This is a genomic window from Pontitalea aquivivens (genome assembly GCF_046507575.1).
Lineage (GTDB): Bacteria > Pseudomonadota > Alphaproteobacteria > Rhodobacterales > Rhodobacteraceae > Pontitalea > Pontitalea aquivivens.
Genome location: NZ_JBKFEY010000007.1, coordinates 94,578 through 111,531, shown reverse-complemented (window position 1 = coordinate 111,531; position 16,954 = coordinate 94,578). Strand labels below are relative to the sequence as shown.

The 16,954-nt window shown below is 66.4% G+C and carries 17 protein-coding genes; 11 read left to right on the top strand and 6 right to left on the bottom strand.

Annotated features, from left to right (window positions below; genetic code table 11):
• Window positions 1–2 precede the first annotated feature (2 nt).
• Window positions 3–884 carry a YicC/YloC family endoribonuclease gene (locus ACK8OU_RS10645; protein ID WP_410303412.1) on the bottom strand — a complete coding sequence of 294 codons (882 nt, stop codon included), beginning with the start codon at window positions 882–884 and terminating at the stop codon, window positions 3–5.
• Window positions 885–945: 61 nt separating this feature from the next.
• Window positions 946–1,167: a hypothetical protein gene (locus ACK8OU_RS10640; protein WP_410303388.1), complete on the bottom strand. Its 222-nt coding sequence runs from the start codon at window positions 1,165–1,167 to the stop codon at window positions 946–948.
• Here ACK8OU_RS10640 and ACK8OU_RS10635 point away from each other — a divergent pair.
• A complete protein-coding gene (locus ACK8OU_RS10635; RefSeq protein WP_410303387.1) occupies window positions 1,166–1,825 on the top strand; it encodes a PAS domain-containing protein in 660 nt (219 codons plus the stop codon). The genes ACK8OU_RS10640 and ACK8OU_RS10635 overlap by 2 nt on opposite strands.
• A gap of 81 nt (window positions 1,826–1,906) precedes the next feature.
• On the opposite strand, the gene ACK8OU_RS10630 is transcribed toward ACK8OU_RS10635, so the two are convergent.
• Window positions 1,907–3,277, bottom strand: coding sequence for a class II 3-deoxy-7-phosphoheptulonate synthase (locus ACK8OU_RS10630; protein WP_410303385.1), 1,371 nt, complete (start codon window positions 3,275–3,277; stop codon window positions 1,907–1,909).
• Between the two features lie 168 nt (window positions 3,278–3,445).
• On the opposite strand from ACK8OU_RS10630, the gene ACK8OU_RS10625 reads away from it, so the two are divergent.
• From ACK8OU_RS10625 to guaA, 7 genes are all read left to right on the top strand, one after another.
• A complete protein-coding gene (locus ACK8OU_RS10625) occupies window positions 3,446–4,531 on the top strand; it encodes a GlxA family transcriptional regulator (RefSeq protein ID WP_410303383.1) in 1,086 nt (361 codons plus the stop codon).
• A gap of 130 nt (window positions 4,532–4,661) precedes the next feature.
• Window positions 4,662–5,846, top strand: a complete 1,185-nt coding sequence (locus ACK8OU_RS10620) for an ABC transporter substrate-binding protein (protein ID WP_410303382.1) — start codon at window positions 4,662–4,664, stop codon at window positions 5,844–5,846.
• Between the two features lie 108 nt (window positions 5,847–5,954).
• Window positions 5,955–6,818, top strand: a complete 864-nt coding sequence (locus ACK8OU_RS10615) for an ABC transporter ATP-binding protein (RefSeq protein ID WP_410303381.1) — start codon at window positions 5,955–5,957, stop codon at window positions 6,816–6,818.
• Window positions 6,819–6,906: 88 nt separating this feature from the next.
• Window positions 6,907–7,611 (top strand): ABC transporter ATP-binding protein, encoded by a 705-nt coding sequence (locus tag ACK8OU_RS10610; protein ID WP_410303379.1) that lies wholly within the window; start codon window positions 6,907–6,909, stop codon window positions 7,609–7,611.
• A gap of 1 nt (window position 7,612) precedes the next feature.
• Window positions 7,613–8,620 carry a branched-chain amino acid ABC transporter permease gene (locus ACK8OU_RS10605; RefSeq protein WP_410303378.1) on the top strand — a complete coding sequence of 336 codons (1,008 nt, stop codon included), beginning with the start codon at window positions 7,613–7,615 and terminating at the stop codon, window positions 8,618–8,620.
• Entirely contained in the window at window positions 8,617–9,948 is a 1,332-nt protein-coding gene (locus tag ACK8OU_RS10600) for a branched-chain amino acid ABC transporter permease (protein ID WP_410303377.1), read from the top strand. The genes ACK8OU_RS10605 and ACK8OU_RS10600 overlap by 4 nt, the downstream gene beginning before the upstream one ends.
• Before the next feature lie 98 nt (window positions 9,949–10,046).
• The gene (gene guaA, locus ACK8OU_RS10595) at window positions 10,047–11,606 is read left to right on the top strand and encodes a glutamine-hydrolyzing GMP synthase (protein ID WP_410303376.1); all 1,560 of its coding nucleotides are present in this window, start codon (window positions 10,047–10,049) and stop codon (window positions 11,604–11,606) included.
• A 49-nt stretch (window positions 11,607–11,655) separates the two neighbouring features.
• On the opposite strand, the gene yecR is transcribed toward guaA, so the two are convergent.
• The 3 genes from yecR to ACK8OU_RS10580 all read right to left on the bottom strand — a co-directional run bounded on the left by yecR (window position 11,656) and on the right by ACK8OU_RS10580 (window position 13,901).
• On the bottom strand, window positions 11,656–11,973 hold the full coding sequence (gene yecR, locus ACK8OU_RS10590) for a YecR family lipoprotein (RefSeq protein ID WP_410303375.1): 318 nt from the start codon (window positions 11,971–11,973) through the stop codon (window positions 11,656–11,658).
• Window positions 11,974–12,246: 273 nt separating this feature from the next.
• Window positions 12,247–13,356 carry a 3-dehydroquinate synthase gene (gene aroB, locus ACK8OU_RS10585; RefSeq protein WP_410303373.1) on the bottom strand — a complete coding sequence of 370 codons (1,110 nt, stop codon included), beginning with the start codon at window positions 13,354–13,356 and terminating at the stop codon, window positions 12,247–12,249.
• Window positions 13,356–13,901: a shikimate kinase gene (locus ACK8OU_RS10580; protein ID WP_410303410.1), complete on the bottom strand. Its 546-nt coding sequence runs from the start codon at window positions 13,899–13,901 to the stop codon at window positions 13,356–13,358. The genes aroB and ACK8OU_RS10580 overlap by 1 nt, the downstream gene beginning before the upstream one ends.
• Before the next feature lie 241 nt (window positions 13,902–14,142).
• Here ACK8OU_RS10580 and ACK8OU_RS10575 point away from each other — a divergent pair, with 241 nt between their 5' ends.
• The 3 genes from ACK8OU_RS10575 to ACK8OU_RS10565 are packed head-to-tail and all read left to right on the top strand — an operon-like array spanning window position 14,143 to window position 16,887.
• Window positions 14,143–14,280: a hypothetical protein gene (locus ACK8OU_RS10575; protein ID WP_410303371.1), complete on the top strand. Its 138-nt coding sequence runs from the start codon at window positions 14,143–14,145 to the stop codon at window positions 14,278–14,280.
• Window positions 14,267–15,889: a hypothetical protein gene (locus ACK8OU_RS10570; protein WP_410303370.1), complete on the top strand. Its 1,623-nt coding sequence runs from the start codon at window positions 14,267–14,269 to the stop codon at window positions 15,887–15,889. Before ACK8OU_RS10575 ends, ACK8OU_RS10570 begins: the two co-directional genes overlap by 14 nt.
• A complete protein-coding gene (locus ACK8OU_RS10565; protein WP_410303368.1) occupies window positions 15,886–16,887 on the top strand; it encodes a site-specific tyrosine recombinase XerD in 1,002 nt (333 codons plus the stop codon). The genes ACK8OU_RS10570 and ACK8OU_RS10565 overlap by 4 nt, the downstream gene beginning before the upstream one ends.
• Window positions 16,888–16,954: the final 67 nt, after the last annotated feature.

The following is a 16,954-nucleotide window of genomic DNA, read 5'->3' as shown; positions in this document are numbered from 1 at the left end:
GCTTACTCCACGTTCTGGATCTGCTCGCGCATCTGGTCGATCACATGTTTAAGGTCAAGCCCGATCGCGGTCAGCCGCGCGGAACCCGATTTGGAACACAGCGTATTCGCCTCGCGCACGAATTCCTGGGTCAGAAAGTCGAGCTTGCGGCCCACGGGCGCGGCATCGCGCAACAGGGCGCGGGCGGCGGTGACATGGGCGCGCAGCCGGTCCAGTTCCTCGGCCACATCGGCCTTGACCGCCAGAAGCGCCAGTTCCTGCGCCACGCGCGCCGGATCGGCGCCCGGCGCACCGTCCAGCACGCGGGCAAGGTTCGCCTGCAGCTGGGCGGCCAGCTCGGGGCGGCGGGCCTCGGCGGCCTCGGCGGCCGTTTCGGTCAGGGCGGCGATGCGGTCGATCTGGGCCGCGATCACCGCGCCGATCTGGCGTCCCTCGGCGGCGCGCATCGCGGCAAAATCGGCCAGCAGCAGGTCCAGACCGGCCAGAAGCGCCGCCAGCAGCGGGCCGGTATCGCCCGGATCCGTGCCGCCCTGTTCGGTCACCCCGCGCAGCGCCAGAATGTCCGCGGCACTGGCGGGGTGGACCACCAGCCCCTGCCCCCGCGCCGCGGCCTCGACCTGCGCCAACGCCGCCAGCGCGCCCGCCAGCCCCGCCGGGCTGATCCGCAGCGCCTCGGCCCCCTCGGCCCGGGTCAGCTTCAGCCCCAGCGTGACATTGCCCCGTGCCGCCACCCGCGCCACCGCCGCGCGGACCGCGGGTTCCAGCCCCTCGATCCCGTCGGGCAGCCGCAGGCGCAGATCCAGCCCCTTGCCATTGACCGACCGGATTTCCCAGGCCCAGTCCTGCCCTGCCCCCGACCCGTTACACGCGGCAAAGCCGGTCATCGACACGGTGGCCAGCGGGGCTTGGGTATGGGACGCTTCGATACGGGACGCTTCGGGATACTTAACCATTTAAGACTTTAATTCTCCCTGCAGCGGAAAAATGGCGTATTAATACTTCAGTAAGCATTTCCCCCCCGGGGTCAACCGCCAGCGCGGTCATCGCCCGGGGGATCGCGGGTTCGATGGCCCGTGGCAATAATCCGCAGGGGCCGCGCGCGCCGGTCAAAAGGAACAGGTAGAACATGTTTGGGCGGGATGATCCCTCGGGGAAGGTGGTCTCCATGACGCGGCAAGGGTCTGGCACGGCACGGCGCGCGGTCGCGGAACTGCGCGCCTATTGGGAGGCGCTGCGCCGCGGGCGGCTGGTGCCCGCGCGGACGGATGTGAACCCGCGCGGAATTGAACGGTCGCTGGAATATGCCTTCATCCTGGAACGCGTCGCGCCGGGGGTGGCGCGGTTCCGGCTGGCGGGGACGCATCTGACCGACCTGATGGGGATGGAGGTGCGCGGCATGCCATTGGGCGCGCTGTTCGTGCCCGCGGGGCGCCAAAGGCTGGCCGATGCGCTGGAAACCGTCTTCCAGGGCCCGGCGGTGGCCGAACTTTCGCTGGCCGCGGAAACCGGCATCGGCAAGCCGCCGCTGGCGGCACGGCTGCTGCTGTTGCCGCTGAAATCCGATCTGGGCGATATCACCCGCGCGCTGGGGTGTCTTGTGGCCGAGGGCGAGATCGGTCGCCGCCCGCGCCGTTTTGCGATAAGCGGGGCCGAGATGACGCCCCTGTCAAGCGAAATCCCGCAGCTTGAGCCTGCCCCGCGGGATCGCGCGCCCTGCGCGCCGGTCGCTGGTCTTGCCGAACCGCCCGCCCCGCAGATACCAGATCCCGCCATGACCCCCGAACTGCGCCGCGCGTTGTTGCGCGTGGTTCGCGCAGAGGATTAAAAATACCCCATAAGGCACCTTCATAAAACAAAAAAACCGCGCCAATGGCGCGGTTTTCCCTGGCCGGACATTGACCCGAGATCAGAGCGCGGCAGCCTTTTGCATCTGCCGGCGGTCCTGCAGTTCCTCGGCCACCAGGAAGGCCAGTTCCAGCGATTGCGAGGCATTCAGCCGCGGGTCGCAGGCGGTATGATAGCGATCCGACAGATCCTCATCCGATACGGCGCGCACACCGCCGGTGCATTCGGTCACGTCCTTGCCGGTCATCTCGAAATGCACGCCGCCCGGGATCGTGCCTTCTGCCTTGTGGATGGCAAAGAATTCGCGCACCTCGCGCAGGACCGAATCGAAGGGCCGCGTCTTGTAACCCGAGGCTGCCTTGATCGTGTTGCCGTGCATCGGGTCGCAGGTCCAGACGACATTGGCACCTTCCTGCTGCACGGTGCGGATCAGCCGCGGCAGGTTGTCGCCCACCTTGCCCGCCCCGAAGCGCGCGATCAGCGTCAGCCGGCCGGGCTCGTTTTCCGGGTTCAGCCTGGCCATCAGCACCTTCAGATCCTCAGCCGTGGTCGAGGGCCCGCATTTGAGCCCGATCGGGTTTTGCACGCCGCGGCAGAATTCCACATGCGCGCCATCGGGCTGGCGGGTACGGTCGCCGATCCAGATCATGTGCCCGGACCCCGCCACCGGCAGGCCGCTGGTCGAATCGATCCGGCACAAAGCCTCTTCATATTCCAGCAACAGCGCCTCGTGGCTGGTGTAGAAATCCACCGTCGCCAGCGAATGCGCCGTGGTCGAGGTGACGCCCGCCGCGGTCATGAAATCCATCGCATCGGCAATGCGGTTGGCGATTTCACGGTAGCGTTCGGCCTCATCCTCTTCGGTGAAACCCGCGATCCAGCTTTGCACGCGGTGGATATCGGCATAGCCCCCGGTGGAAAAGGCGCGCAGCAGGTTCAGGCTGGCCGCGGCCTGGGTATAGGCCTGCAGCATCCGCGACGGATCGGGCTGGCGCGCGGCCATCGTGGGTTCGAAACCGTTGATGATATCGCCGCGATAGCTGGGGTATTCGACGCCGTCGATCACCTCGGTGGGGGCGGATCGGGGCTTGGCGAACTGGCCGGCCATGCGGCCCACCTTGACCACCGGCAGTTTGGCGCCCCAGGTCAGCACCACCGCCATCTGCAGGATCACCTTGAAGGTGTCGCGGATGTTGTCGGCCGAGAATTCGGAAAAGCTTTCCGCGCAATCGCCCCCCTGCAACAGGAAGGCCCGGCCTTCGGCGACCTTGGCCAGATCGGATTTCAGCCGCCGCGCCTCGCCCGCAAAGACCAGTGGCGGCATCTTGGATAACGTCGCCTCAACCGCGCGCAGCACCGCCGGGTCGGGATAATCCGGCATCTGCACCCGCGGTTTTGCGCGCCAGTCCGATTTCGTCCATCCCTTGCCCATCTTCGCCTCCGGGTCACATGCCACTGCGCCGCTTATACCGCCCGGGCCCCCGAGAACAAACCCCCAATTGCGCGCGCCGCCTGCACCCCTTTGCGCCGTGCCAAGCCATCTTGCGGGGGCGCGGCGCGCGTGATTTGCTGGCGGGATACGACATGCAAAGGGTCGCTTATGCACAAGCCGTCCGCCCCTGCCCCTTCTGTCCCGGCCCGTTCCGCCGGCGCCCCCGCCACGAAACCGCGCCGCTTCATCTTTTTGCTCCTGGACAATTTCACCCTGATCTCTTTCGCCGGCGCGATCGAGCCGCTGCGCCTGGCCAACCGGGTGTCGGGGCGGGCGTTGTACGACTGGCGGCTGGCGGGTGAAAACGGGCGCGAGGCGCGCTGTTCCAACGGTACGGTGCTGCGGCTGGACATGGGCCTGGACGAGGTTGGCCGCGACGATACGGTGCTGGTCTGCGGCGGCGTCGACGTGGCCGAGGCCACGACCCGCCCGATCCTGAACTGGCTGCGGCGCGAGGCGCGGCGCGGCGCGGGGCTGGGGGGGCTTTGCACCGGGGCCTGGGCGCTGGCCCGCGCGGGGCTGCTGGAAGGCAGGCGCGCCACCATCCACTGGGAAAACCAGGACAGTTTTCAAGAGGAATTCCAGGATCTGACCCTGACCAAATCGGTCTTTGTCGTCGACGGCAACCGGATGAGCAGCTCGGGCGGGATATCCTCGATCGACCTGATGCTGAAACTGATCGCGCGCGATCATGGCGAGGGGCTGGCCAATACGGTGGCCGATCAGCTGATCTATACCTCGATCCGCACCGATCAGGACAGCCAGCGCCTGTCGATCCCCACCCGCATCGGCGTGCGCCACCCCAAGCTTGCCCAGGTGATCGGCCGGATGGAAGGCAATATCGAGGACCCGATCAGCCCCGCCCGCCTGGCCGATGAGGTCGGCATGTCCACCCGTCAGCTGGAACGGCTGTTCCGCCGCTATCTGAACCGCAGCCCCAAGCGTTACTATATGGAATTGCGCCTGCAAAAGGCGCGCAACCTGCTGATGCAGACGGAAATGAGCGTGATCAACGTGGCGCTGGCCTGCGGCTTTGCCAGCCCTTCGCATTTTTCCAAATGCTACCGCGCGCATTACGCCACCACCCCCTACCGCGAACGCGGCACTTCGGGCGGTGCGGTGGCGGATGGTCCGGGGGGCGATGACGCGATGGCAGACGGCGCGATGGGCGCCGGGGCACATCCCCTTCCCTAAGGTCATGCGCAAAATGCCCCCGACCTGCGGCTTTTGGACAGCCCAAACCGGCGCCATGGGGGATTTTCTTTTCAGCAAGGCCACACTAACTTGCGTGGTCAGGATAACGATCCAATATGGGAGTGAACGAATGAAAAAGCTTCTTCTGGCCACCGCCGCCACCGCGCTGGTCGCAGGCGCCGCGCAAGCCGAGGATGTCAGGCTGGGCGTTCTGCTGGGCTTCACCGGCCCGCTGGAATCGATGTCGCCCTCGATGGCCGCGGGCGCCGAGATGGCGATGAAGGAAGTCACGGATTCGGGCAAGTTCATGGGCGGGTCCGCCGTGGTTCCGGTGCGCGGTGACACCACCTGCATCGACGCCGCCGCCGCCACCGCCGCCGCCGAACGCCTGATCACCGCCGATGGCGTCAAGGGTATCGTGGGGGGCATGTGCTCGGGCGAAACCACCGCCTCGCTGCAAAACGTCGCCATGCCCAATGGCATCGTGATGATCTCGCCCTCGGCCACCTCGCCGGCGCTGTCCACGCTGGAAGACAACGGCCTGTTCTTCCGCACCTCGCCCTCGGATGCGCGTCAGGGCGTGGTGATGACCGAAATCATCATGGAACACGGCATCAAGGAAGTCGCCGTCACCTATACCAACAACGACTATGGCAAGGGTCTGGCCGACAGCTTCCAGGCCGCGTTTGAGGCCGCGGGCGGCAAGGTCACGATCAACGCCGCCCATGACGACGGCAAGGCGGATTACGCCGCCGAAGTCGGTGCGCTGGCATCGGCCGGGGGTCAGGCGCTGGTGATCGCGGGCTATGTCGATCAGGGCGGTTCGGGCATCCTGCGCGGTGCGCTCGATTCGGGCGCGTTCGAAACCTTCGTCTTCCCCGACGGCATGGTCGGCGGCGCGCTGGAAGCCAACTTTGGCGCCGAGCTGTCCGGGTCGTTCGGTCAGATCCCGTCGTCGGAAGGCGAAGGCAAGGACAAGTTCCTGGAGCTGGCCACCGCCGCAGGCTTTGACGGCACCGGCGTCTATTCCAGCGAGGCCTATGACGCCGCGGCCCTGATCATGCTGGCAATGGCCGCGGCCGGGTCCACCGACGCCGCGGCCTACAAGGACAAGGTCATGGATGTGGCCAACGCCCCGGGCGAACCGATCCTGCCGGGTGAACTGGGCAAGGCGCTGGAACTGATCGCGGCGGGCACCGAGATCGATTATGTCGGCGCCACCGCGGTCGAGCTGATCGGCTCGGGCGAAAGCGCCGGCACCTTCCGCGAAATCGAGTTCAAGGACGGCAAGATCGAAACCGTCCGCTACCGCTAAGGCGCGGAGAGACGACTTGGGCAGCCCGGATCAATCCGGGCTGTTCCCATTAAATAACAGGCCACTAAAGGCCGTTCTTCATGAAAATCATGAAGTCAGGGGATGAAGATGATCCGGGTTGAGAACCTGCACAAGCATTTCGGCGGCTTTCGCGCCGTGGACGGGGCGTCGCTGGAGATTGCGACCGGCTCGATCACGGGGTTGATCGGCCCCAACGGCGCGGGCAAGTCCACGCTGTTCAACGTGATCGCCGGGGTGCACAAGCCGACCTCGGGACGCGTGATCATGGATGGCGAGGAAATCACCGGCCTTGCCCCGCATGAGCTGTTTCACAAGGGCCTGCTGCGCACCTTCCAGATCGCGCATGAATTTCCCACGATGAGCGTGCGGGAAAACCTGATGATGGTGCCGGGCGCGCAATCGGGGGAAACGCTGTGGAACGCGCTGTTCGCACGCGGCAGGATCGCGCAGGAAGAGACCGCCCTGCTGAAGAAAGCCGATGAGGTTCTTGATTTCCTGACGATTTCGCATCTGAAGGATGAAAAGGCCGGCAACCTGTCGGGCGGGCAGAAAAAGCTGCTGGAACTGGGCCGGACGATGATGGTCGAGGCCAAGATCGTCTTTCTGGATGAGGTCGGCGCGGGCGTGAACCGGACGCTGCTGAACACGATCGGCGATGCGATCGTGCGGCTGAACAAGGAGCGCGGCTATACCTTCTGCGTGATCGAGCATGACATGGATTTCATCGGCCGTCTGTGTGACCCGGTGATCGTCATGGCCGAGGGCAAGGTGCTGGCCGAAGGGTCCGCCGAAAGCATCATGCAGAACGAGGCGGTGATCGAGGCCTATCTGGGCACCGGCCTGAAGAACAAGGTCAAGGCCGAGATCGGGCTGGAAACCGCGCGCCACGAAAGCCACGGCGCGCAGCCCGGCCTTGGCGACGAGGCGGGCCGGGGGGGGATCGGCGCATGACCGGCCGCGCGCATTTGGGCGCAGGTTGCGCCATGAGTATTTTTTCCAAGAAGAAGCAGCAGGTTGCGGCGCTTCGTGGGGGTGTTGCATGAGCTTTCTTCTGGCAGAGGGAATGACCGGCGGCTATGGCGCGGCAGATATCCTGCATGGCTGTACGCTGAAGGTCGAAAAGGGCCAGATCGCGGTGATCGTGGGGCCCAATGGCGCGGGCAAGTCGACCGCGATGAAGGCGGTTTTCGGCATGCTGAAGCTGCGGGGCGGCCATGTGATCCTGGATGGCGAGGATATCACCACGCTCAGCCCGCAGGCGCGCGTGGCCAAGGGCATGGGCTTTGTGCCGCAGGTCAACAATGTCTTCCCTACCATGTCGGTCGAGGAAAACCTGGAAATGGGCGCCTTCCTGCGCCGTGACGATTTCCGCGACACGATGGGGCAGGTCTATGACCTGTTCCCGATCCTGAAGGAAAAGCGCCGCCAGAACGCGGGCGAGCTGTCGGGCGGGCAGCGCCAGCAGGTCGCGGTGGGCCGCGCGCTGATGACCCGGCCGAAGCTGTTGATGCTGGATGAACCGACGGCCGGTGTTTCGCCCATCGTGATGGATGAGCTGTTCGACCGCATCATCGAGGTGGCGCGCACCGGCATTTCCATCCTGATGGTGGAACAGAACGCCCGGCAGGCGCTGGAAATCGCCGACATGGGCTATGTTCTGGTGCAGGGCGCGAACCGCTATACCGACACCGGGGCCGCGCTGATGGCCGACCCCGAGGTCCGCCGCACCTTCCTGGGGGGCTGAGATGGATATTCTGAACGCGCTGGTCGCACTTTTGAATTTCGTGGTGGTCCCCGCGGCCGCCTATGGCGCGCAGCTGGCGCTGGGGGCGCTGGGGGTGACGCTGATCTATGGCATCTTGCGGTTTTCCAACTTTGCCCATGGCGACACGATGGCCTTTGGCACGGCGATGACCATCCTGGTGACCTGGGCGCTGCAGGCGGCAGGCCTTACGCTGGGCCCCTTGCCCACGGCGCTTCTGGCACTGCCTTTCGCGATCGCGCTGACGGCGGGGCTGGTGCTGGCGACCGACCGGGTGGTCTATGGCTATTACCGCCGGGTACGGGCGGCGCCGGTGATCCTGGTGATGGTGTCGGTCGGGGTGATGTTCGTGATGAACGGGCTGACGCGCTTTGTGATCGGGGTGGATGAGATCCAGTTTGCCGATGGCGCGCGCTTCGTGATCTCGGCGCGTGGCTTTCGTGAGGCGACGGGCCTGGCCGAACCGCTGACGCTGCGCAGTTCGCAGCTGATCACGCTGATCACCGCGGCGCTGGTGGTCTGGGCGCTGTTCCGGTTCCTGGGGCGCACCCGCACCGGCAAGTCGATGCGCGCCTTTTCCGACAATGAGGATCTGGCGCTGTTGTCGGGGATCAACCCGAACCGGGTGGTCGCGGTCACCTGGATCATCGCGGCGGCGCTGGCCACCACGGCCGGCACGCTTTACGGGCTGGATAAATCCTTTAAGGCCTTCAACTATTTCCAGCTGCTGTTGCCGATCTTCGCCGCCGCCGTGGTGGGCGGACTGGGCAGCCCGGTAGGCGCCATCGCCGGCGGCTTCGTGATCGCCTTTTCCGAGGTGGGCGTGACCTATGCCTGGAAGAAGGTGGCAGGCTATCTGATCCCCGCCTGGCAGCCCGAAGGGTTGCTGCAGCTTCTGTCCACCGAATACAAATTCGCCGTCAGCTTTGCGATCCTGATCATCGTGCTGCTGTTCAAGCCGACGGGCCTGTTCAAGGGGAAAGCGGTATGAGCCTTCGTCAACCCGACGCCGCCACGGGTGGCCGCCTGCGCGCGCCACTGCTGTTTGCCGCCATGGCCGCGCTGATTGCGATCGAAGCCGCCACGGGCGGCTGGAATACCGCGCTGGGCATCGTCAACATGGGCCTGATCTCGGCCGTGCTGGCGCTGGGCATCAACATGCAATGGGGCTATGCGGGCCTGTTCAACACCGGCATCGTGGGCTTTCTGGCGCTGGGCGGCCTGGCCCCGGTGCTGGTCGCAATGCCGTCCACGCCTGGCGCCTTTTCCGGCGGCGGACCGGGCATCGCACTGGCCGCGCTGGTGGCGCTGGCCAGCGTCATCGCCGCCATCGCCGTCAATCGCCGCCTGCGGGGCAGGCCGCGCGCGGTGGCCATTATCGCGGTTCTGGGCGCGGGCTTCTTCGCCTATCGCGCGCTCTTTGATCCCGCCGTGGCGATGATCCAGGCCATCAACCCCTCGGCCCAGGGCAATCTGGGCGGACTGGGCCTGCCGGTGCTGCTGGCCTGGCCCGTTGGCGCCATGTTCGCTGCCGGTGCCGCCTGGATCATCGGCAAGACCGCGCTGGGCCTGCGCTCGGACTATCTGGCCATCGCCACGCTGGGCATCGGCGAGATCATCGTGGCCGTCCTGCGCAATGAGGAATGGCTGTCCCGCGGTGTGATGAACGTGAACGGCATCCCCCGCCCCTGGCCCGTCCCCTATGAGGTGCAGCTTCAGGCCGACCCCGCCTTCGTCAGCCGCATGGCGGGCCTGGGCGTCGATCCCGTCACCGGATCGACGATCATGGTCAAGCTGCTCTATACCGGGCTGTTCCTGATCGTGCTGCTGGCACTGATCTGGGCCGCGCAGATGGCGCTGAAATCGCCCTGGGGCCGGATGATGCGCGCGATCCGCGACAATGAAACCGCCGCCGCCGCCATGGGCAAGGATGTCACCCGCCGCCACCTGCAGATCTTCGTGATCGGCTCGGCCGTCTGCGGGCTGGCGGGCGCGATGATGATCACGCTCGACGGCCAGATGACGCCGGGCAGCTACAACCCGCTGCGCTACACCTTCCTGATCTGGGTGATGGTGATCGTGGGCGGATCGGGCAACAACTGGGGCTCGGTGCTGGGCGGCATGCTGATCTGGTACCTCTGGATCAAGGCCGAGGCCTGGGGCCCGGTGCTGATGTCCGTCATCACCTCGGGCATGGCCGAAGGCGCGCTGAAATCCCACCTGCTCGATTCGGCGGCGCATATGCGGCTGTTCACCATGGGGCTGATCCTGCTTCTGGTGCTGCGCTTCGCGCCCCGCGGCCTCTTGCCTGAAAAATGACCCGGGTCCTTCTTCTTGGGTAAAATACTCCGGGGGGTCCGGGGGGCAGCGCCCCCCGGCCTCTTGCATTGCGCGCGGCTCCCGCCTATTCCGCGCACATGACACAGCACCAGCGCCTCCTCATCATCGACTTCGGCTCCCAGGTCACGCAGCTGATTGCGCGGCGCCTGCGCGAATTGAACGTCTATTGCGAAATCCATCCCTTCCAGAAGGTGACGGAACAGACGATCCGCGACCTTGCGCCGCGGGCCGTGATCCTGTCGGGCGGCCCCGCCTCGGTGACCGAGGATGGTTCTCCCCGCGCGCCGCAGGCGCTGTTCGATATGGGCCTGCCGGTCTTCGGCATCTGCTATGGCCAGCAGGTGATGATGACGCAACTGGGTGGGCGCGTCGAATCCGGCCATCATGCCGAATTCGGGCGCGCCTTTGTCACCCCGGCCGAAGGGCACCGCACCGACGGCATCTTTGCGGGCCTGTTCGAGACGGGCCGCGAAGAAGTCTGGATGAGCCATGGCGACCGCGTCACCGAGCTTGCCCCCGGCTTCCAGGTCATCGGCACCTCGCCCAACGCGCCTTATGCGATGATCGCGGATGAGGCACGCCATTTCTACGCGGTGCAATTCCACCCCGAGGTGCATCACACCCCGAATGGCCGCCGGATGCTGGAAAACTTCCTGCGCATCGCGGGCTTCACCGGCGACTGGACGATGGCCTCCTACCGCGACGACGCGATTGCCAGGATTCGCGCCCGGGTCGGTGACAAGCGGGTGATCTGCGGCCTCTCGGGCGGGGTCGACAGTTCGGTCGCCGCCGTGCTGATCCACGAGGCGATCGGCGATCAGCTGACCTGCGTTTTCGTCGACCACGGTCTCTTGCGTCAGGGCGAGGCGGACGAAGTCGTCACCATGTTCCGCGACAATTACAACATCCCGCTGATCCATGCGGATGAAAGCGAATTGTTCCTGGGTGAACTGGACGGGGTCTCCGACCCGGAAACCAAGCGCAAGACCATCGGGCGCCTGTTCATCGACGTGTTCCAGAAATACGCCAACCAGATCGAGGGTGCGGAATTCCTGGCCCAGGGCACGCTGTATCCCGACGTGATCGAATCGGTCAGCTTCTCGGGCGGGCCCTCGGTCACGATCAAGTCGCACCACAACGTCGGCGGCCTGCCGGAAAAGATGGGCCTGAAACTGGTGGAACCGCTGCGCGAACTGTTCAAGGATGAAGTCCGCGCACTTGGCCGCGAACTGGGCCTGCCCGAAAGCTTCATCGGCCGCCACCCCTTTCCCGGCCCGGGCCTTGCCATCCGCTGTCCCGGCGAGATTACCCGCGAAAAGCTGGATATCCTGCGCAAGGCGGATGCGGTCTATATCGACCAGATCCGTAAACACGGCCTTTACGATGACATCTGGCAAGCCTTCGTCGCGATCCTGCCGGTCAAGACGGTGGGCGTGATGGGCGACGGGCGCACCTATGACTATGCCTGCGCGCTGCGCGCGGTCACCTCGGTCGATGGCATGACAGCGGATTACTATCCTTTCTCCCACGACTTCCTGGGCGAAACCGCGACCCGCATCATCAACGAGGTCAAGGGCATCAATCGCGTGACCTACGACATCACCTCGAAGCCGCCAGGCACGATTGAGTGGGAGTGACCCAACATGGAAACGCCCCCTTTCGGGGGCGTTTCAGTTAACACTGTCGTCAGTTCACGCACTGATAAGTCTTGGAGACCTGAAAAATACTCGGACCCGCGTAGCTGCGGGCCTCTCCTTCGAAGGCATCCGCGCGACGATAGCCCCAAGCCTGACACCGCTTGTCCGCATTCTTCTGCGCGGCAACCCAGTCAACCCGCGCAATTTCCATTTCATGCAGGGTATAACCAAGAACCACAGTTCCGTCCGCGCGGCTTCCACCGATCGGCAGGGCATCTTTAGGCACTTCACACCCGGCAAGCATCAATGCAGCTAGGATCAACAATCCGGAAGAATGCTTCACGTTTATCTCCTTGATCACAAACATGTGAATGCTAGATGCCCAAAAAGCTGCAGTCAAGTTTATGAAAAACAAAAACTTACGAAAATCTTTGCAGATATCTCCGCACTGCCTTCGGCATTTCCGGCCCTACCCCTCCTTATGATACGTCACATCGGCTTGAGGGGCTCTGCCCCCGCTCGCTTGCGCGAGCTCCCCCGAGGTATTTTTTGCAAGATGAAAGCGCCAATGCGCCGTTCGTTTCATCTTGCCACAAATACCTTGGGGTGAATTGGCGCCAGCCAAGAGGAGCAAAGCCCCTTAGCCCCGCCCCGCCAGCGCATCGGTCAGCAGGGTTTTCAGCACATCGCGCGGCACGTCCGAGGTCACAAACGCCGCGCCGATGCCGTGGGCGAGGATGAAGCGCATCTTGCCGTCCAGCACCTTCTTGTCCTGCGCCATCAGCGCGATCAGCGCCTCGGCATCGGGCAGATCGCCGGGGATATCGGCCAGGTCGACCTTCATGCCCATCTGCGCCAGATGCGCGCGCACGCGGCTGGGGGCCTCCTGCGAACACAGGCCCATGCGCTGCGACAATTCGAAAGCCAGCGCGCAGCCGATGGCAACGCCTTCGCCATGCAGCAGCCGGTCGGAGTAGCCGGTGGCCGATTCCAGCGCGTGGCAGAAAGTGTGGCCCAGGTTCAGCAGCGCGCGGTCACCCTCTTCCGTCTCGTCGCGTTCCACGATCCCGGCCTTCATCTGGACCGAGCGCGTGACCGCATGCAGCCGCGCCGCCTTGTCGCCTGCGGCAAGCCGCGGGCCATTCGCTTCCAGCCAGTCAAAAAAGGCCGCGTCCCCCAGAAGGCCGTATTTCACCACCTCGCCATAGCCTGACAGAAAATCCCGCCGCGGCAGGCTGTCCAGAAGATCGATATCGGCCAGCACCAGGCCTGGCTGGTGGAAGGCGCCGATCAGGTTCTTGCCGTGGGGTGAATTGATGCCGGTCTTGCCGCCGACCGAACTGTCGACCTGCGCCAGCAGCGTGGTGGGGATCTGCACGAAGCGCACACCGCGGCGCAGGACGGCCGCCGCAAACCCCACCAGATCGCCGATCACCCCGCCGCCGAAGGCGATGACAATATCCTTGCGTTCGACCTTTTGTTCCAGCAGCCATTCCACGGTGCGCGAAAATTCGGGCCAGCCCTTGGTCGCCTCGCCTGCGGGCAGCGAGAGGCTGACCATCCCGATATCGCCAAGGCCTGCGCGCAGGGCCTCAAGGTGCAGCGCGCCCACGGTTTCGTCGGTCACCACCGCCACGCGCGGGCGGCGCAGCAGCGGCGCGATTTCGGCGCCCGCACGCGCCAGAAGCCCGGTGCCGATGCGCACCTCATAGGATCGTTCGCCCAGGTTCACCGCCACCGTTTCGCGCATCATTCCCCCTTTGCCGCAAAGGCACCGGGCTGCGTTTGCAGCGCGGCGACGACCTTTTGCGCCATATCCTCGATCGACAGGCCGGGCTGTGCCTCGACCACCACCTGCGCCAGCGCATAGACCGGTTCGCGGTCCGTCAGAAGCCGCGCCAGCGTGCCCTTTGGGTCGGGCGTGCGCAACAGCGGCCGGGTGTTCTTGTGCCGGACCCGGTTCCACAGCAGGTCCAGGTCGGCCTTCAGCCAGACCGACACCCCCCGTTCGGCAATGGCCGTGCGGTTGCGATCGGCCATGAAGGCCCCGCCCCCGGTCGACACCACCGCCGGCACCCCCGCCAGCAGCCGCGCCAGCACCTCTGATTCCCGGGCGCGGAAAAAGGCCTCGCCGTCGCGGGCAAAGATTTCGCTGACCGTCATCTGCGCGGCGCGTTCGATTTCCTCATCGCTGTCCAGGAAGGGCACGCCCAGAAGGCGTGCCAGCGCCGTGCCGACCGCCGTCTTGCCCGAGCCCATCATCCCCACAAGCACCACCGGCCGTGTCAGGCGCAGCCCGCCCCCCCGTGCCGGGCCCGGTCCATCCGGGCCCGATCCCGCCCGCGATCCTGACTGCGTCTGCGCCACGCGCCCGCCCCCTGCCTGCCCTGCGCGGCGCCCCGCTGATGGGCGGGCGCTTGCGCAATCGTGATTTTCATCGCCCTGAATGGCGTGATCTTCCGCGAAATGCCATATATAATCGCACCACTTCGGCACGGAACAGGCCGCGTCACAAGCGGCCGGAAAGAAAGAACTCATGGGGCGCATCTTCAAGGCTATCGTGATCCTGGTCCTTCTCGCGGCGATTGGCGTCGTGGGCTATGCCTATCTGGGGGACATGTCGCCCGAACGGCAGGAACAAAGACTTGAGGTGGATCTGAATGGGGCGGGCTGATCCCGGCCCGCACCGATCCCACGGCCGGGGCGCCATGGTGCGGGCGCGGCGGTGTCTTGTCCTTGTCCTGGCCGGGTGCCTGCAGGGCCTGCCCGCGCCGGCGCAGGACAGCGCGCCGATGTCGGCGATCGACTGGCTGTCGCGGTCCGTTCTGACGCCCGCCGCGGCCCCCTGGATTCAGGGCGGTTTCCCCGCGCCCTTGCCCGAGCCGCCCGTCAGCAGCGGCGCGGCGATCGATCCGGTTCTGGTCACGCCGCTGGACCGGGCCGGGCTGAACGGGCTGGGGCTGTTGCCTGCCGCGCGCACCGGGCTGCCGCGCGATCTGTGGGGGCTGACGCCCGAGCCGGTGCTGGCACAAAAGCTGGCGCTGGACCGGGTCGAGACGCTGCCCGCGATCCAGGCCTTCCTGCTGATGCTGCTGGTGGCCGAATTCGACCCGCCCCGCATCCCCGACCCCGAGGCGCGCGACCTGCTGTTTCTGGCCCGCATCGACCGGCTTCTGGCCCTGGGTGCGCTGGAACCGGCGCTGGCGATGCTGGATCTGGCCGGCGCGCGCAGCCCCGAGGTGTTCCGCCGTCGCTTTGATGTGGAACTGTTGCTGGGGCATGAGGATCGCGCCTGCGCGATCATGGGCACGGCGGCGGGCATCGCGCCCTCGTTTCCCGCGCGGATCTTTTGCCTGGCGCGGCGGGGTGACTGGAACGCCGCGGCCCTGTCGCTGGGCACCGGGCGCAGCCTGGGCCATATCGACGATGAGATGTCGGCGCTGCTGGAACGCTTCCTGGACCCCGAACTGGCCGAGGAGGAAGGCGATCTGCCGCCGCCCGCCCACCCTTCGCCGCTGGTCTTTCGCATGATGGAGGCGATCGGCCAGCCGATGCCCACCACGGCGCTGCCGGTCGCCTTTTCGCAGGCCGATCTGCGCGCCAATACCGGCTGGAAGGCACGCATCGAGGCGGGCGAGCGGCTGGCGCGGATGGGGGTTCTGGACCCCAATCAGCTGCTGGGGCTTTATACCGAACGCCAGGCCGCGGCCTCGGGCGGGGTCTGGGCGCGGGTGACTGCGGTCGCGCGGCTGGATCAGGCGATCGCGGCGGGCGATGCCGATGCGGTGGCCGCCGCCCTGCCCGTGGCGCATGCGGCAATGGCCGCGCAGGGGCTGATCCCGATCCTGTCGGCGCTTTACGCGCGCCCGCTGGCCTCGCTGGAACTTGAGGGGGCGGCGGGTGCGCTGGCCTTCCGGCTGGGCCTGCTGAGCGAGGATTACGAAACCCTGTCCCGGATGCGCGCCCCCGCCGATGCGGCCGAGGCGCTTCTGATCGCGCTGGCCCAGGGCCGGACGGCGCAGGTAGATGCCGGCGATCCCCTGGGTCAGACGCTGAAAGAGGTCTTTGACACCCCCGTTACCGCCGCGCCCGATCCCTATCGCGCGATCCTGCCCGACCGGCTGGGCGAGGCGCTTCTGGCGGCGATCGACGATATCACCGAGGGCGCGCGCGGCGATTACCGCCGCCTTGGCGCGGGGTTGCGGATGCTGCGCTTTGCGGGGCTGGAAACGCTGGCACGGCGCAGCGCGCTGGAATTGGTGGTGCTGGGGGCGCGCGGATGACGACCGGCCCCACCCCCCCCGACCCCGCACCCGACCGGCCCCTTGGCGCCGATGACCGGCGCTGGATCGCCACCTTTCTGGAGGCCCAGGCCGCCGAGGCGGGGGCCGCGCGCAACACCATCCTGGCCTATGGCCGCGATCTGGCCGATGCGGCGGGCTGGCTGGCCCATCGCGGCCATGATTTCGCCCGCGCCCGCCGGGAGGATATCGAGGCCTATCTGATTTCCTGCGAGGCGCAGGGCCTGTCACGGGCCACGCGCGCGCGCCGGCTGGCCTCGATCCGCCAGCTTTACCGCTTTGCCTATGAGGAAGGCTGGCGCGCCGACAATCCCGCGATCCGCATCACCGGGCCCGGCAGGGACAAGCGGCTGCCCAGGACGCTTGGCATCGATGAGGTCGAGGCGCTGCTGGCCGCGGCGCGCGATCAGGGCCGCAACCCGGCCGAACAGGCCCGCAACCGTTGCCTGATGGAACTGCTGTATGCCACCGGGATGCGGGTGTCGGAACTGGTCACCCTGCCGGTTGCCGCGGCGCGCGGCGATCCGCGGGTGCTGTTGATCCGGGGCAAGGGGGCCAAGGAGCGCATCGTGCCGCTGTCGCCGCCCGCGCGCGCGGCGCTGGCCGACTGGCTGGGCCTGCGCGACGCCGCCGAGGATCAGGCACGGCTGCGCCACAGGCAGGCGCCGTCACGCTTCCTGTTTCCGTCTTCGGGGCGCGACGGGCATCTGACGCGGCAGGGCTTTCACGCGCTGCTGAAGGATATTGCGGTGGCCGCCGGGATTTCACCCGCGCGGGTGACGCCGCATGTGCTGCGCCATGCCTTCGCCACGCATCTTCTGCAAGGCGGGGCGGATCTGCGCGCGATCCAGATGCTGCTGGGCCATGCCGATCTGTCGACGACGGAAATCTACACCCATGTTCTGGACGAACGGCTGAAGGATCTGGTGCTGGCCCACCACCCCCTGGCCCGCACCCCCGAAACCCCGCCGGACCCCTGAGCCCCGCCCCGTGACCCATGGCCGCGAACAGCGCCCTTGAATGCGGCGCATCGGCAGCACATAACCT